Genomic DNA, 14594 nt, shown 5'->3' with positions numbered 1-14594 from the left:
AGCCGGAGCCGGGGCGAGCCAAATCCAGGGCCGGGCCATGGCCGGAGCCAGCACGGGCCAAAGCTGAGGCGGCACGGGCCAAAGCTGAGACGGCACGGGCCAAAGCTGAGACGGCAACCGGCCCATCGAAAGCCCCGGCGACCCCGGAGCCCTGGCGACCCGGCGACCCGGCGACCTGGCGACCCCGGAGGCCCCGGCGACCCCGGAAACCCCGCGCACCCCCGTGACCCGCAAACTGCCTCGCCGATACCCGCCCGGGAAAACTAGGCTGGCCGGCATGACTGATACGGGAACCGGCCGTCACGGTCTCCCCGAGCGCCCGTCACTCGACGGCCTTGAGGAGAAGTGGGCGCCACACTGGCAGGGGGAGGGTACGTACGCGTTCGACCGTTCCAAGGAGCGTGCGGACGTATTCTCGATCGACACGCCCCCGCCGACCGTATCGGGGTCGCTGCACATCGGGCACGTCTTCTCCTACACGCACACCGACACGATCGCGCGCTTCCAGCGGATGCACGGCAAGACCGTCTTCTACCCGATGGGCTGGGACGACAACGGCCTGCCGACCGAGCGCCGCGTCCAGAACGTCTACGGCGTCCGCTGCGACCCGAGCCTGCCCTACCAGCAGGATTGGGAACCGCCGGCGAAGCCACCGAAACCGCCCGTCTCCATCTCCCGGCGTAACTTCGTTGAGCTCTGCGAGAAGCTGACCGCCGAGGATGAAAAGGCGTTCGAGTCCCTGTGGCGCAAGCTCGGGCTGTCCGTCGACTGGGGACTGACGTATTCGACGATCGGCCGGAAGTCGCGGGCCGTCTCACAACGGGCATTCCTAGCAAATCTCCAGGCCGACAACGCGTACACCGCGGAGGCGCCGACCCTCTGGGACGTCGGCTTCCGTACCGCGGTGGCGCAGGCCGAGCTGGAGGACCGGGAACGGCCGGGCGCCTATCACAAGCTGCGGTTCCACAGCCAGGACGGCCCGATCGAGGTCGACACCACGCGACCGGAGCTGCTGCCCGCGTGTGTCGCTCTGGTGCATCATCCGGGCGATCCCCGCTTCGCGGGTCTCACCTCGGTCCGGACCCCCTTCTTCGATGTGGAGGTTCCGGTTCTGGCCCATCCGCTCGCCGCAACCGACAAGGGTACGGGGATAGCGATGGTCTGCACGTTCGGTGACCTCACCGACGTGACGTGGTGGCGTGACCTGAAACTCGACACGCGCGTGGTCCTCGGCCGCGACGGGCGTTTCCTTCCGGACGCGCCCACGGGTGTCCCGGTCGCCGCCTACCAGGGGTTCGCCGGCCTGACCGTGGCGGCGGCCCGCCGGGAGATGGTCCGGCTGCTCCAGGAGACGGGTGATCTTCTCGGGGAGCCGCGGCCGATCACGCATCCGGTGAAGTTCTACGAGCGCGGCGAGAGCCCGCTGGAGATCGTCACGAGCCGGCAGTGGTTCATCCGTAACGGCGGGCGTGACCCGGAGCTGCGGGAACGCCTGCTGGCCCGCGGGCGTGAGCTGCGCTGGGTGCCGGAGAGCATGCGCCATCGGTATGACCACTGGGTCAACGGCCTGACCGGTGACTGGCTGATCAGCCGGCAGCGGTTCTTCGGCGTGCCGGTCCCGATCTGGTACCGGGTGGGCGAGGCTGGCGAACCGGACTACGACCAGCTGCTGACGCCGGACGACGCCACGCTGCCCGTGGACCCGTCGTCGGACTGTCCGCCGGGCTTCACCGAGGAGCAGCGTGACGTGCCGGGTGGCTTCACCGCCGACCCGGACGTGATGGACACGTGGGCGACGTCGTCGCTGACCCCGCAGATCGTCACGGGCTGGAGCACCGACGCGGACCTGCACGCCCGGACGTACCCGATGGACCTGCGCCCGCAGGGTCAGGAGATCATCCGGACCTGGCTGTTCACGTCGGTCCTGCGCGGCGAGCAGCTGTCGGACGCGCTGCCGTGGGAGCGGGCGGTGGTGTCCGGCTGGATCCTGGACCCGGACCACAAGAAGATCTCCAAGACGATGGGCAACGAGGTGGAGACCCCGGGCCCGCTGCTGGAGAAGTACGGGTCGGACGCCGTGCGGTACTGGGCGGCGAGCGGCCGGCCCGGCGCCGACCTGGCGTTCGAGCCGGCGCAGCTGAAAGTCGGCCGGCGGCTGGCGACGAAGCTGCTGAACGCATCGAAGTTCGCGCTCGGGCTGGGCGCGGCCGAGGCGCTGCGGCAGCCGGTCACCGAACCGCTGGACCGGGCGATGCTGGGCCGGCTCGCCGAGGTGGTCACCGAGGCGACGGCGGCTTTCGGGCAGTTCCAGTACACCGACGCGCTGCAGGTCACCGAGACGTTCTTCTGGACGTTCTGCGACGACTACATCGAGCTGGTGAAGGAGCGGGCGTACGCGGAGGGCCCGGGCGCCGATTCCGCGCGGGCGGCTCTCGCTGCCGGGCTGTCGGTGCTGTTGCGGCTGTTCGCGCCGTTCCTGCCGTACGTCACCGAGGAGGTCTGGTCGTGGTGGAGTCACGGTTCGGTGCATCAGGCGACCTGGCCGACCCCGCACGAGCTGACCCGGGTGGCGCCGGACAGCGATCCGTCGCTGCTCGATCTGGCGGGTGACGCGCTGCGGCAGGTCCGCCGGGCCAAGTCCGACCGGAAGCTGTCGATGAAGACCGAGGTGCCGCTCGCCGAGGCGCTCGGCCCGGCGGAGCTGCTCGACCGGCTGGTGCTGATCGACGGCGACTTCCGGGCGGCGGGCCGGATCGTGAAGCTGGACCTGCTCCGCGACCGCACCCCGGAACTGGTCATCGCCTGCGCGTTCTGATCACCGCACAGGCCCCTCGCTACCTGGCCAAACACCGGTAGTGAGGGGCCTGAGCAGTCCATTATTGAAGGCATGTCGTTCGCCCCGGAACAGGTGGAGGCCCCGGCCCGGGACGCGGTGCTGTTCCGGTCCTCGCCGGCGCGCTCCTTCGCGACGCTCTTCGCCGCGCTGCTGATCGCGTACCTTCTGGCCTCGCCCGCGGTGGCCTGGTTCGCTCGCGAGACGGGCGACCCGTGGTGGGTGATCGCCTTGCAGGCGATCGCGGTCGCAGCCGGCGCCGCCGGCCTTTACACGGTCTCAGCGCGCGCGGCACTGCCCACTTGGGTACGCGTATCCGAGGTCGGCCTGGAGCTGGCCGCCCAGGACAGCGACCCGATCCTGCTGGAGTGGCAGGACGTCTCCGCCGTGGTGATCCGCCGCGTCGGGCTGCGCACGGTGCTCGAAGTGGTCCCGGGCGACATGGACACGGTGCATCCGGTGCAGGACGCCGCCGACGGCGCCCCGGCGCTGACCGACACCCCGCGCGGCCAGGCGTTCACCGCCGACCTGAGTCAGGTGTGGCCGAACCCGAAGGCGCTGCGCCGGGAACTGGAGCACTGGATGCTGGTCAAGAAGAACCAGCCGGTCCGCAGGTTCTGAGCAACGGAAAACGACGGCTCAGAAGTCCCCGCCGCCGCCGAAGTCTCCGCCGCCGCCGCCCCAGTCTCCGCCGCCGCCACCCCAGTCGCCGCCACCGCCGAAGTCGGAACCGCCACTGAGGTCGGACCCGCCGTCGAAGCCGCCGGCCGCCACGTCGCCGCCGCCCCAGTCGCCACCGTCGAAGCCCGGGTCGCCGAAGCCGGCGTCACCGAAACCCGGCGAGAAGAGCGCGTCGAAGATCAGCATGCCGCCGAGGACACCGGCACCGGCGCCGAGCGCGGTTTTCCACACCGGCGTCGAGTACCACCCGGCGGGCACCGGCCGGCCCTGCACCCGGCCACCGGGGTAGAAGTAGGGCGTCGCGGCACCGGGCTGCGGGCCGGCGCGGTACTGATGGCCCTGCACGGTGACCTCGCGCTCCTGGGTGAGCCGCCCGGTGCCCTGCGAGGCGGCCAGCGGGGGCACCTCAGGACCGGGATCGAGGCCCATCGCGCTGCGGGCGGCCCGCACGTACGCCAGGCCTTCGAGTGCTGACTCGCGGGCCAGCTCGAATTGGCGTACCGAATTGGCTTGCTGGAGCTGACCGCCTGCCGCGTTGTAACGCTCGCTCGCGTCAGCGAGCGCCTGGCGTGCCGCCGGGTCCTCGGAGACCAGATTCATCACCTGGCCGCCGAGCCGTTCGTACCACCTCTGTGCCTCGGCGCGGGCGTCGTCGAGCTGCGTCTGTCTGCGGGCTTGTCCACTGCGTTGCGCCACGCCGATGACCAGGGCGACGACCGCGAGGATGACCAGGATGAGTAACACGCCCTTCATGTTTCACACGGTACCTCCGCGAGGCTTGTCCTACCTTTCTGGCAATCTGCGGAGGTGACGTTCTCGACGCTCGCTGTGATCCTCGTCTGCCTCGCCGCCGGCGCCGCCCTGGGCTGGCTGGTCGCCCGGGCGCACGCCGCCACCGACATCGCCCGGCTGGAGGCGACAGTGACCGCCGCCCGCGAGGGTGAACAGCGTCTTGAACAGTCGCTGCGCGCGTTGTCCTACGAGTCGACCGCCCAGTCGCAGGAGGCGGTGGCCCGGGCCGTGGGGCCCCTGCAGGACACCCTGCGGCGGTACGAGGACCGGGTCGCCCAGCTGGAGCACGACCGGGTGGACGCGTACGCGGAACTGCGCGAGCAGGTCCGGGCCATGGGTGTCGTCTCCGGTGAGCTGCGCACCGAGACCCGGCAGCTGGTGTCCGCGCTGCGTGCCCCGCAGGTGCGCGGCCGCTGGGGTGAGCACCAGCTGCGGCGCATCGTCGAGGCGGCCGGCCTGCTGGAGCACTGCGATTTCGCCGAGCAGGTCACCGGGTCCACCGACGATCAGGGTGTCCGCCCCGACCTGGTGGTCAAGCTGCACGGCGGCCGGGCCGTGGTGGTCGACGCGAAAGCGCCGCTGGAGGGTTATCTGTCGGCGATGGAGGCCCGCGACGAGCGCACCCGCGACTCCCACCTGGACATGCACGCCCGCCACCTGCGAGCGCACGTGGACCAGCTGTCGGCGAAGAAGTACTGGGCCGCGTTCGACGAGGCCACCGACTTCGTGGTGCTGTTCGTCCCGGCCGACCCGTTCCTGGACGCGGCCCTGCAACGCGACCCGGCGCTGATGGAGCACGCGTTCCGCCGGCACGTGGTGCTGGCCACCCCGGCGACGCTGGTCGCGTTGCTGCGCACGGTGGCGTACTCGTGGCGGCAGGAGGCCCTGGCCCGCAACGCGGTGGCGGTGCACACCCTGGGCCGTGAGCTCTACGGGCGGCTGTCCACGCTCGGTGACCACGTGGCCAAGCTGGGCACGTCACTGACCGGGGCGGTCACCGCGTACAACAAGGCGGTCGGCTCGCTGGAGTCACGGGTGCTGGTGAGCGCCCGCAAGCTGGCCGACATGGGCGTGCCCGGCGACGACCTCGTCGAGGTCCCCCAGGTCGAGGTAATGCCCCGCCAGCCCCAGGCCCCTGAACTCAGCCAGCCGTAGCTGCTGCTGCGGCGGCGGCTGCGGCTGCGGCTGCTTTCATGTCGCGGCGCAGCTCCTGCGGGAGCGAGAAGGTCAGGCGTTCCTCAGCTGTCGTGTACTCGGTGACCTCGCCGAAGCCGCGGGAGCCGAGGTGCGCGAGCACCTCCATGACCAGCTCTTCCGGGACGCTCGCGCCGGAGGAGACGCCGACCGTGGTGGCGCCCTCCAGCCACTCGTCCTGGATCTCGGAGGCGAAGTCGACGAGATGACCGGCCCGTGCGCCGGCGCCGAGGGCGACCTCGACGAGGCGTACCGAATTGGAGGAGTTCGTCGAGCCGACGACGATGACCACGTCGCAGTCCGGGGCGATTTCCTTGATCACGTGCTGCCGGTTGGACGTCGCGTAGCAGATGTCGTCGCTGGGCGGCGACTGCAGCAGCGGCAGCCGGGTCTTGAGCCGGGCCACCGTCTCCATCGTCTCGTCGACCGACAGGGTGGTCTGTGACAGCCAGACGACCTTGTTCGGGTCGCGGATGACGAGTTTGTCCACGTCGTCGGGGCCGTCGACCAGCTGGATGTGCGCGGGAGCCTCACCGGCGGTGCCGACGACCTCCTCGTGCCCCTCGTGGCCGATCAGCAGGATGTCGTAGTCCTCGGCCGCGAACCGTTTCGCCTCGTGGTGCACCTTCGTCACCAGGGGGCAGGTCGCGTCGATCGCCTTGAGGTTGCGCTCGCGGGCCTGGTCGTGGACCTCGGGCGCCACACCGTGGGCGGAGAAGACGACGGTCGACCCCTCGGGGACCTCGTAGTTCTCCTCCACGAAGATCGCACCGCGGGCTTCCAGGGTGCTGACCACGTGCTTGTTGTGCACGATCTGCTTGCGCACGTAGACCGGGGCGCCGTAGAGCTTCAGCGCCTCCTCGACGGTCTGCACGGCGCGGTCGACGCCGGCGCAGTATCCACGCGGCTTGGCGAGCAACACACGCTTACGAGGTTCAGTCACCCGGCCATGGTACGTGGACCGCTCCCTTGCCTGTCGATGTGCGATCAGCGCCACAGGGCGGGCAGAGTGACCGTTTTGCCGCTAAAGTCATGGATCGAGCGCGATACTGACGTTCATGGGCGGCGCGCATCGGGGTGAGGATCCCTGGGCTGCGTGGCCGTCGATCCCGGCCGTGCTGCGGGTGATGGCCGGCTGGTTCTTCGTCGGCATCGGCGTACTGAATCTCGCCGTCGAGGTGGACGGCGGCCTGATCGCCCCCTATCTGATCTTCCACGTGGTGCTGCTGGGCGGCGGCGTGCTGCTGCTGTCCTGGCACCGGATCGCCCCGAGCCTGGCCGCCTGCCTTGTCGCCGCGCTGCTCGCCCTGGCCGGCATGGCGGCCACCGCGGTCCCGGTCACGTCCGGGTGCTGCCTCGCGGATCATCCGCAGCGGCGCGGTTATCCGTTCCCGTTCCTCGGCACCGGTGACGGCGTGCACGTCGACCCGGAGTACCTGGTCACCGACCTGATCTTCTGGGGTTGCGCCGGCCTGATGCTGCTCGTCGTGCTCACCGGGATCGAACGGCTGCTGCCGGAACGGCGTACCCCGGTCGACCTCGGCGGTTATCAGGGCAAGCACGCCGAAACACGCGCGATGGACGCCACCACCGATCGTGCCGACGAGAATGTCGGTGGTCTTCCGTAATCTGGCCGGGTGACCCAGCCAGAAGCCAAAGGGACCGATCCCAAGAGCAGCGCCGACGAGCCGTGGCCGGTCCGCGTGGTCAGCCAGAAACTCGGCGCCTGGATCGCGAAACTCGGCTGGGTCTGGGTGGACGGGCAGGTCGCCCAGATCAGCCGCCGCCCCGGCTCCGGCGTGGTCTTCCTGACCCTGCGTGACCCGTCCGCCGACCTCAGCCTGACCGTCACCGCCCACCGCGACGTGCTCGACGCCGGCGCGCCGGAGCTGGCCGAGGGCGCCCGGGTCACCATGCATGCCAAACCCGAGTTCTACCCCGGCCGGGGCACGCTGAGCCTGCGCGCCGACGAGATCCGCCAGGTCGGGCTCGGCGAGCTGCTGGCCCGGCTGGAAAAGCTGAAAAAGCTGCTCGGCGCCGAGGGCCTGTTCGCCCGTGACCGCAAGCGGCGGCTGCCGTTCCTGCCCGGCCGGATCGGCCTGATCACCGGGCGGGCCAGCGCCGCCGAGCGCGACGTCCTGATGAACACTCGCCGCCGCTGGCCGGCCGTGGACTTCCGGGTGGTCAACGTCGCGGTGCAGGGCCCGACCGCGGTGCCGCAGATCATCGACGCCCTCAAGGTGCTGGACAACGACGACACGATCGACCTCATCGTGATCGCGCGCGGCGGCGGCAGCGTCGAGGACCTGCTGCCCTTCTCCGACGAGGCGCTGTGCCGGGCGGTCTTCGCGGCCCGCACCCCGGTGGTCAGCGCGATCGGGCACGAGACCGACGCGCCGCTGCTCGACTACGTCGCTGATCTGCGCGCCTCCACCCCGACCGACGCGGCGAAACGGATCGTGCCGGACCTCGCTGACGAGATGCGCCTGATCGAGATGGCCCGCAACCGGCTGGACCGCGCGGTGATCACCCTGATCGAGCGCGAACGGCAGCGGATCGAGGCGTGGCGCTCCCGCCCGGTGCTGGCCCGGCCTGAGTCGCTGATCGACCAGCGAGCCGCCGAGGCGGTCGCCCTGCGGGAACGGGCCGGCCGCAGCCTGGAGCACCGCGTGCGCCGCGCCGACGACGACCTGCGGCACACCGTGGCCCGGCTGCGCGCGCTGTCACCGGCCGCGACGCTGCAGCGTGGTTACGCGATCGTGCAGCGCGCCGGCGGTCACGTCGTCCGCGCCGCGGACGACGTGACCGCGAAAGACCTTCTCCGGATCCGGCTCGCCGAGGGCGAGATCCAAGCGACGGTACGCCCCAAAGCAGGCAAAGCCGTCAAGCCAGCCGAAGCCGTCAAGCCAGCCGACGCAGTCAAGCCAGCCGAAGCCGTCAAGCCAGTCGAAGCAGTCGAAGCGCAGGAGAACCGATGACCGACGAGAACCTCAGCTACGAGCAGGCCCGCACCGAGCTGGCCTCCGTGGTGGAACGACTGGAGCAGGGCGGCGGCTCCCTGGAGGAGTCACTGGCCCTGTGGGAGCGCGGCGAGAAACTGGCCGACGTCTGCCAGCGCTGGCTCGACGGCGCCCGCGAGCGCATCGAGGCCACTCGCGCCGCCCGAGCCGGCGACTGAGGAACACAAGCAGACGGCTAAAGGGACATCAGGGCAGCGCTGCCGCCAGGGTCTCCAGGTTCTCCTGGTCGGTCTTGCCGACCAGGACGATCGTGCGGTTCTGCTCGGTCACGATGAACGCGATCTCGCCCGGCCGCCCGGCGTACGTCAGCCAGGCCCGGTTCGCCGAGCGGAACGTGCCGGTCCGCGTGCCCTCGTCGCCCACCTCGGCGGGGACCAGGGTGGCCGCCGGCACGGTGCTCTGCACCATCAGGATCGGGTCGGCGTCCGGGTCGGCGTAACCGACGCGCAGTGTCGCCCCGCCGTTCTCGTTGCGGAAATTGGCCGACGTGACGGTCCAGTCCTCGCCGAGGCCGGTCGGCTGCGCCACGGTGAAGTGGGCCGAAGCCAGCTGGATGGCCGACGACGGGTCCTTCGCGATCGGCTTGTCGCCGTCGAGCACCACGCGCCAATAGACCATCCCGAGTCCGATCGGGATGAGCAGTACCAGCAACGACAGGATCATGTCGCGGGGACGGCGGCCCTCACGCGGGGCGAGCCGCGGGGACGGAACGGCAGGGGCAGACGCAGCGGGTTCCACGCATCCCATTGTTAACCATGTCGCTGAACCGAGACTTGGCGCGTCCTCGGATGCCAGGATCGGAAGACTTACCAGCCCCGCAACGTCGCGAGGAGGCCCCCGTGCCAGCCCGAGTCCCCCAGGACCTCGACCGCAACATCGCCCTCGACCTGGTCCGAGTGACCGAGGCGGCCGCCATGGCCGCTGGGCGCTGGGTCGGTCGCGGTGACAAGAACGGCGGAGATGGCGCCGCCGTCGACGCCATGCGCAAACTCATCAACTCGATCCAGATGCGCGGCGTCGTGGTGATCGGTGAGGGTGAGAAGGACGAAGCGCCGATGCTCTTCAACGGGGAGAAGGTCGGTGACGGCACCGGTCCCGAGGTGGACGTCGCGGTCGACCCGGTCGACGGCACCACGCTGATGAGCAAGGGCATGCCGGGCGCGGTGGCGGTCCTCGCGGTGGCCGAGCGTGGCGCGATGTTCGACCCGAGTGCGGTCTTCTACATGGAGAAGATCGCAGTCGGCCCGGACTGCGCCGACGTCATCGACATCAACGCCGGCGCCACCGAGAACCTGCGGCGTATCGCCAAGGCGAAGAAGTCCAGCGTCTCCGATGTCACGGTGTGCATTCTGGACCGTCCGCGGCACTCCAAGCTGGTCGAGGAGGTACGGCAGGCCGGCGCGAACATCCGGTTCATCTCGGACGGTGACATCGCCGGCGCCATCGCGGCGGCCCGCGAGGAGTCCGACGTCGACGTGCTGATGGGCATCGGCGGCACCCCCGAGGGCATCACCGCGGCGTGTGCGCTCAAGTGTCTCGGCGGCATGATCCAGGCGAAGCTGTGGCCGCTCGACGAGTCGGAGCGGGAGAAGGCGATCGGTGGCGGGCATGACCTGGACCGGGTGCTGACCACCGACGATCTGGTCACCGGCGACAACTGCTTCTTCGTGGCGACCGGCGTGACCTCGGGCGACCTGCTCAAGGGCGTGCGGTACCGGGCCGGTGGCGCACACACCCAGTCGATCGTGATGCGGTCCAAGAGCGGCACGATCCGGGTGATCGACTCGTATCACCGGCTGGAGAAGCTCGCGCTGTACTCAGCGGTGGACTTCGACGGGCACCTGCCCACGCTGTAAAGCCTGCCCACGCTATAAGCCTGCCCACGCTGTAAAAGACAGAGAAACGGGTCAGCGCCGGCGGCGGAACAGCACCGCCGCCAGCGCGCCGCCCACCAGGCCGAGCAGGTGCCCCTGCCAGGAGACACGCGCGTCGGTGGGCAGGATGCCGTACAGCTGGTACCAGTACAGCAAGCCGATGAAGACGGCGACCGCGAAGTTCCACCAGCTGCGCTCGACCAGGCCGCGGGTCAGCAGGATGCCGAGATATCCGAAGATGACGCCGCTGGCGCCGACCACGACGCTGCGCGGGTCGCCGATGAACCAGACGCCGAGCCCGGACACTCCCATGATCAGTACGGTCGACCAGATGAACCGGCGCACGCCTCCGGCCAGCACGAACGTGCCGAGCAGGATCAGCGGGACCGCGTTGCCGTACAGATGCTCCCAGTCGGCGTGCAGGAACGGGCTGAACAGGACACCGTCGAGCCCCTCGATGTGCCGGGGAATGATGCCGCCGGCCACGTCGAGTGTGCCGGGACCGAGGGCGACGTCCAGCGCCTCGATCAGGAAGAGTCCCGGGACGATGGCGCACATCGTGACGAAGGCGCGGCCCAGCGCCGCGTAGAACGCCTCGGTGCCGAACTTCGCCGCCTCGTCCTCACGTGCCTGCTGCGCCCACCCGCCGTACCCCATGCTCCTGATGGTGTCAGCCGGACGCACCCGCGGCCACTCAGGTTCAACTCAGCTTCCGGGTGGCAGCCAGAATCGCCTCACGAAACTTCGACACCTGGGTATACACACCGAAATATCCGTCACGGGCACATCCGAGCCCCCAGCTGACGATCCCGACCTGCACCCACTTGCCGCCCCGGTCCCGGCGCACCATCGGACCCCCGGAGTCGCCCTGGCAGGTGTCCACGCCGTGTCGCCCCGCGCAGATCGACTCGTCCCGGACCAGATCGACGCCGACCTTGTGGAACGCCTTCGCGCACTCCTCGTCGGCGATCGTCGGCACGTCCGCGTAGTGCAGCCGGCGCTCCTGCCGCAACGCGGTCTCCCGGGTCTGCCCCCAGCCCATCACGGTGAACGTGCCCTCGTCGCGGCTGCCGTCCGGGACCAGGTCCAGGGTGGGCAGGTCGAGGGCGCGTTCCAGCCGGACCACGGCCCAGTCGTCGCCGCTGGTCTCGGTGACGAAGTCGGGTGATCGGAACACCTCGACCGATTTCACCGCGATCGCCTTCTTGGACTTCAGATCGGGCGCACCGGCCGTGACGGTGATCTTCCGGTTCGGACCGGTCTTGCCGACACAGTGGCCGGCGGTGAGCACCACCCGGGGCGCGGTCAGCGTCCCGCCGCAGCCCATCGAGAGCCGCACCGCCCATGGGAACCGGCCGGCCGTGGCGACCTTGCCGCCGATGACCTCGGGAATGCGCCCGTCCGCGTGGGCCGGAACGGCGCCGACCGGCAGCGCCAATACGGCAGCCAGGACGAGCGAAGCGACATTTCGGACCATATGGACATTGGATCACAGCGAAAGAGGGCTGCGCGGCGTGCCGCGCAGCCCTCTTTCGCGTCAGATCAGTACCAGCCGACGTTCTGCGAGTGGCTCCATGCTCCACAGGGCGTGCTGTACCGGCCCTTGATGTAGCCGAGGCCCCACTTGATCTGGGTGGCCGGGTTGGTCTTCCAGTCCGAGCCCTCCGACGCCATCTTGCTGCCGGGCAGGGACTGCGGGATCCCGTACGCGCCGGAGCTGCGGTTCGTGGCCTTGTAGTTCCAGCCACTCTCCTTTTTCCACAGCTTGTCCAGGCACGGGAACTGGGCGAGGCCGAAACCGGCGTCGAGCATCAGGGCACAGCCGATCTTGCGGCTGCCGCTGTAGTCGTTGCAGGAATCCGGGATCTCACCGGTGTAGACCACCGGTCCGCCGGACTCCTCGGCTTTCTTCGCCTCGGCCGCCTTCTTCTCGGCAGCCTCCGCGGCGATCGCCTTTTTCTCCAGCGTGCGCGCCTTGCCGGCGGCGGCCTTGGCCTCAGTGGCCGCCTTCGCCGCAGCGGCGTCCTCCGCCTTGCTCCGGAAGGCCCGGGCCGCGGCGTGTTCCGCCTGACGCGCTTTCAGCAGCTGAATCTCGTCCGCGTTCGCCTGCATGACGAGCTGGGACTCAGCGCTGGCTTGCTGGATCTCTCGGTTCTGTCCGAGGTAGACACCACCGACCAGTCCCGCGAGGAGAAGACCGACAGACGCCGCACGAACACCGAGCCGGCTCCAGAGCCGCTTCACGAAGAATCCCTTCGTCGGGGGCAATGACGCGGCGCGACCCTGCCGTCACCGGCAGTTACGCGCCGCGAGCACCGCGACCACGTGGGGCCGCCACCTCAAACTGACGAGGGGGTGGCTCCAGTCGATCTCCGACGTCGTTGCCACTCGTAGGCGCTCGCCAGACACCATGGCGCAACGTGAAGTGGATGTGAAATGCCAACGCGGACTTGTGACGTTAGTCACTCGTTTTTTTACCTCATTCCGGCACAAAGTCCCGCGCTGGCGTCATCTCACAGGGGGATTTCCTCCAGCAGGTCGGTGACCACCTCAGCGATGGGAGACCGCTCCGAACGGGTCAGCGTGACATGGGCGAAGATCGGATGCCCCTTCAGCGCTTCGATCACCGCGGTCACACCGTCGTGCCGGCCGACCCGCAGATTGTCACGCTGGGCCACGTCATGGGTGAGCACCACCCGTGAGTTCTGGCCGATGCGGGACAGCACGGTCAGCAGCACGTTGCGCTCCAGCGACTGCGCCTCGTCCACGATGACGAACGCGTCGTGCAGGCTGCGGCCCCGGATGTGGGTCAGCGGCAGGACCTCGAGCATCCCGCGGGCCATGACCTCCTCGACCACGTTGGCGTGCGCCACCGAGCCGAGGGTGTCGAAGACGGCCTGCGCCCAGGGCGACATCTTCTCCGACTCGCTGCCGGGCAGGTAGCCGAGTTCCTGGCCACCGACCGCGTAGAGAGGCCGGAAGACGATCACCTTCTTGTGGCGGTTGCGCTCCATCGTCGCCTCCAGGCCGGCGCAGAGCGCCAGCGCGGACTTGCCGGTGCCGGCCCGGCCGCCCAGCGAGACGATCCCGACCGACTCGTCGAGCAGGATGTCCAGCGCCACCCGCTGCTCGGCCGAACGGCCCCGCAGCCCGAAGGCGTCCCGGTCACCGCGGACCAGCTTGACGCTCTTGTCCGGGTTGACCCGGGCCAGCGCCGAGCCTTTCGACGAGTGGATCACCAGGCCGGTGTGGCAGGGCAGGTTCTCCGCCTCCTCCAGCTCCAGCTCGTCACCGGCGTAGAGGGAGACCACCTGATCCTCGGTGAGCTTCAGGTCGGCCATGCCCGTCCACGTCGGGTCGCTGGCCTGGCCGTGCCGGTACTCGTCGGCGGTCAGGCCGACCGAGGCGGCTTTCACCCGCAGCGGCATGTCCTTGCTGACCAGCGTGACGTCGCGGCCCTCCGCGGCCAGCCCGAGCGCCACCGACAGGATGCGGGTGTCGTTCGAGTCGTTGCGGAAGCCCTGCGGCAGCGCGCTCTGGTCGGCGTGGTTGAGCTCGACGCGGACCGTGCCGCCCTCGTCGTTGCAGAGCACCGGCTGATCCAGCCGGCCGAACTTGATCCGCAGCTCGTCCAGCATCCGCAGGGCCTGCCGGGCGAACCAGCCGAGCTCGGCGTGGTGACGTTTGCCCTCCAGTTCGGAGATGACCACGAGGGGAATGATCACCTCATGGTCGGTGAACCGGCGGAACGCCGCCGGGTCGGACAGCAGGACCGAAGTGTCCAGGACGAAGACGCGGCCGGCCGGGGCGGGCTCAGCGTCGGTGTGCCGGTCTCGCACCTTGCGGCGGGAGGTCGTCACACGAGTCTTGGTCACCTTGTCGGCCGGGTCGGAGTTCGAAGCGACACCGGCATCGGTACGGCGAGATGTCACAGGCCTGCTCCAGCGAGCGTGCAACCCGCCGCTCGCGGTCCGCCACCTCCGGCCGCCGGCACATGCACAGAGCAGGATTGCGGGCCCTGTGGCGCAAGTTGTCGCAGGTCCGGGCCGGCCGGCTGGCTCGGGATGACCCCGTGCCATGACTCAAACGCTAGCGGTCAACAGCGTCCTGCGGTAGTGCGCAAAATCGGGCACTCAGGGGTGACGCTCACCCCACGCGAAATCGTCGCGCTTAAAAGACGACCTTCCGCGGGTAGTCTGG

The 14594-nt window shown here is 69.7% G+C and carries 14 protein-coding genes; 7 read left to right on the top strand and 7 right to left on the bottom strand.

Annotated features, from left to right (window positions below; all coding sequences use genetic code 11):
* Positions 1 to 277: 277 nt before the first annotated feature.
* Positions 278 to 2815 carry a valine--tRNA ligase gene (gene valS / locus B0I29_RS25825; RefSeq protein WP_111651673.1) on the top strand — a complete coding sequence of 846 codons (2538 nt, stop codon included), beginning with the start codon at positions 278 to 280 and terminating at the stop codon, positions 2813 to 2815.
* 72 nt (positions 2816 to 2887) lie between these two features.
* Positions 2888 to 3454 carry a hypothetical protein gene (locus B0I29_RS25820; RefSeq protein WP_111651672.1) on the top strand — a complete coding sequence of 189 codons (567 nt, stop codon included), beginning with the start codon at positions 2888 to 2890 and terminating at the stop codon, positions 3452 to 3454.
* An 18-nt stretch (positions 3455 to 3472) separates the two neighbouring features.
* Here B0I29_RS25820 and B0I29_RS25815 read toward each other — a convergent pair whose 3' ends face one another.
* A complete protein-coding gene (locus B0I29_RS25815) occupies positions 3473 to 4267 on the bottom strand; it encodes a hypothetical protein (protein WP_111651671.1) in 795 nt (264 codons plus the stop codon).
* A gap of 54 nt (positions 4268 to 4321) precedes the next feature.
* On the opposite strand from B0I29_RS25815, the gene rmuC reads away from it, so the two are divergent.
* Positions 4322 to 5461, top strand: a complete 1140-nt coding sequence (rmuC, locus tag B0I29_RS25810) for a DNA recombination protein RmuC (RefSeq protein ID WP_111651670.1) — start codon at positions 4322 to 4324, stop codon at positions 5459 to 5461.
* Here the strand turns inward: rmuC and B0I29_RS25805 are convergent.
* Positions 5448 to 6491, bottom strand: a complete 1044-nt coding sequence (locus tag B0I29_RS25805; protein WP_221402837.1) for a 4-hydroxy-3-methylbut-2-enyl diphosphate reductase — start codon at positions 6489 to 6491, stop codon at positions 5448 to 5450. The genes rmuC and B0I29_RS25805 overlap by 14 nt on opposite strands.
* A 67-nt stretch (positions 6492 to 6558) precedes the next feature.
* Here B0I29_RS25805 and B0I29_RS25800 point away from each other — a divergent pair, with 67 nt between their 5' ends.
* Genes B0I29_RS25800 through B0I29_RS25790 form a run of 3 tightly spaced genes read left to right on the top strand, consistent with a single transcriptional unit; the run spans position 6559 to position 8678 of the window.
* Positions 6559 to 7128, top strand: a complete 570-nt coding sequence (locus B0I29_RS25800; protein ID WP_111651669.1) for a hypothetical protein — start codon at positions 6559 to 6561, stop codon at positions 7126 to 7128.
* 9 nt (positions 7129 to 7137) lie between these two features.
* Positions 7138 to 8478, top strand: a complete 1341-nt coding sequence (gene xseA, locus B0I29_RS25795) for an exodeoxyribonuclease VII large subunit (protein WP_111651668.1) — start codon at positions 7138 to 7140, stop codon at positions 8476 to 8478.
* Positions 8475 to 8678, top strand: coding sequence for an exodeoxyribonuclease VII small subunit (locus B0I29_RS25790; RefSeq protein ID WP_111651667.1), 204 nt, complete (start codon positions 8475 to 8477; stop codon positions 8676 to 8678). The genes xseA and B0I29_RS25790 overlap by 4 nt, the downstream gene beginning before the upstream one ends.
* 28 nt (positions 8679 to 8706) lie before the next feature.
* Here the strand turns inward: B0I29_RS25790 and B0I29_RS25785 are convergent, their stop codons facing one another.
* Positions 8707 to 9258: a DUF4245 domain-containing protein gene (locus B0I29_RS25785; RefSeq protein WP_375790635.1), complete on the bottom strand. Its 552-nt coding sequence runs from the start codon at positions 9256 to 9258 to the stop codon at positions 8707 to 8709.
* A 50-nt stretch (positions 9259 to 9308) separates the two neighbouring features.
* Between B0I29_RS25785 and glpX the strand changes: the two genes are divergently transcribed.
* Complete coding sequence (gene glpX, locus B0I29_RS25780; RefSeq protein WP_221402736.1) at positions 9309 to 10376, top strand: class II fructose-bisphosphatase; 1068 nt, start codon at positions 9309 to 9311, stop codon at positions 10374 to 10376.
* A gap of 51 nt (positions 10377 to 10427) precedes the next feature.
* Here glpX and B0I29_RS25775 read toward each other — a convergent pair whose 3' ends face one another.
* The 4 genes from B0I29_RS25775 to phoH2 all read right to left on the bottom strand — a co-directional run bounded on the left by B0I29_RS25775 (position 10428) and on the right by phoH2 (position 14326).
* A complete protein-coding gene (locus B0I29_RS25775) occupies positions 10428 to 11051 on the bottom strand; it encodes a rhomboid family intramembrane serine protease (protein WP_111651664.1) in 624 nt (207 codons plus the stop codon).
* Positions 11052 to 11094: 43 nt separating this feature from the next.
* Entirely contained in the window at positions 11095 to 11871 is a 777-nt protein-coding gene (locus B0I29_RS25770) for a S1 family peptidase (protein WP_111651663.1), read from the bottom strand.
* 65 nt (positions 11872 to 11936) lie between these two features.
* The gene (locus tag B0I29_RS25765) at positions 11937 to 12638 is read right to left on the bottom strand and encodes an aggregation-promoting factor C-terminal-like domain-containing protein (RefSeq protein WP_111651662.1); all 702 of its coding nucleotides are present in this window, start codon (positions 12636 to 12638) and stop codon (positions 11937 to 11939) included.
* A gap of 269 nt (positions 12639 to 12907) precedes the next feature.
* Positions 12908 to 14326 carry an RNA 5'-3' helicase PhoH2 gene (gene phoH2 / locus B0I29_RS25760; RefSeq protein ID WP_111651661.1) on the bottom strand — a complete coding sequence of 473 codons (1419 nt, stop codon included), beginning with the start codon at positions 14324 to 14326 and terminating at the stop codon, positions 12908 to 12910.
* Between the last annotated feature and the right edge of the window lie 268 nt (positions 14327 to 14594).

Source organism: Actinoplanes lutulentus, assembly GCF_003259845.1.
Classification (GTDB): domain Bacteria; phylum Actinomycetota; class Actinomycetes; order Mycobacteriales; family Micromonosporaceae; genus Actinoplanes; species Actinoplanes lutulentus.
Note: the sequence above shows the minus strand (reverse complement) of the source record. Positions and strands in the feature narration are given on the sequence as shown.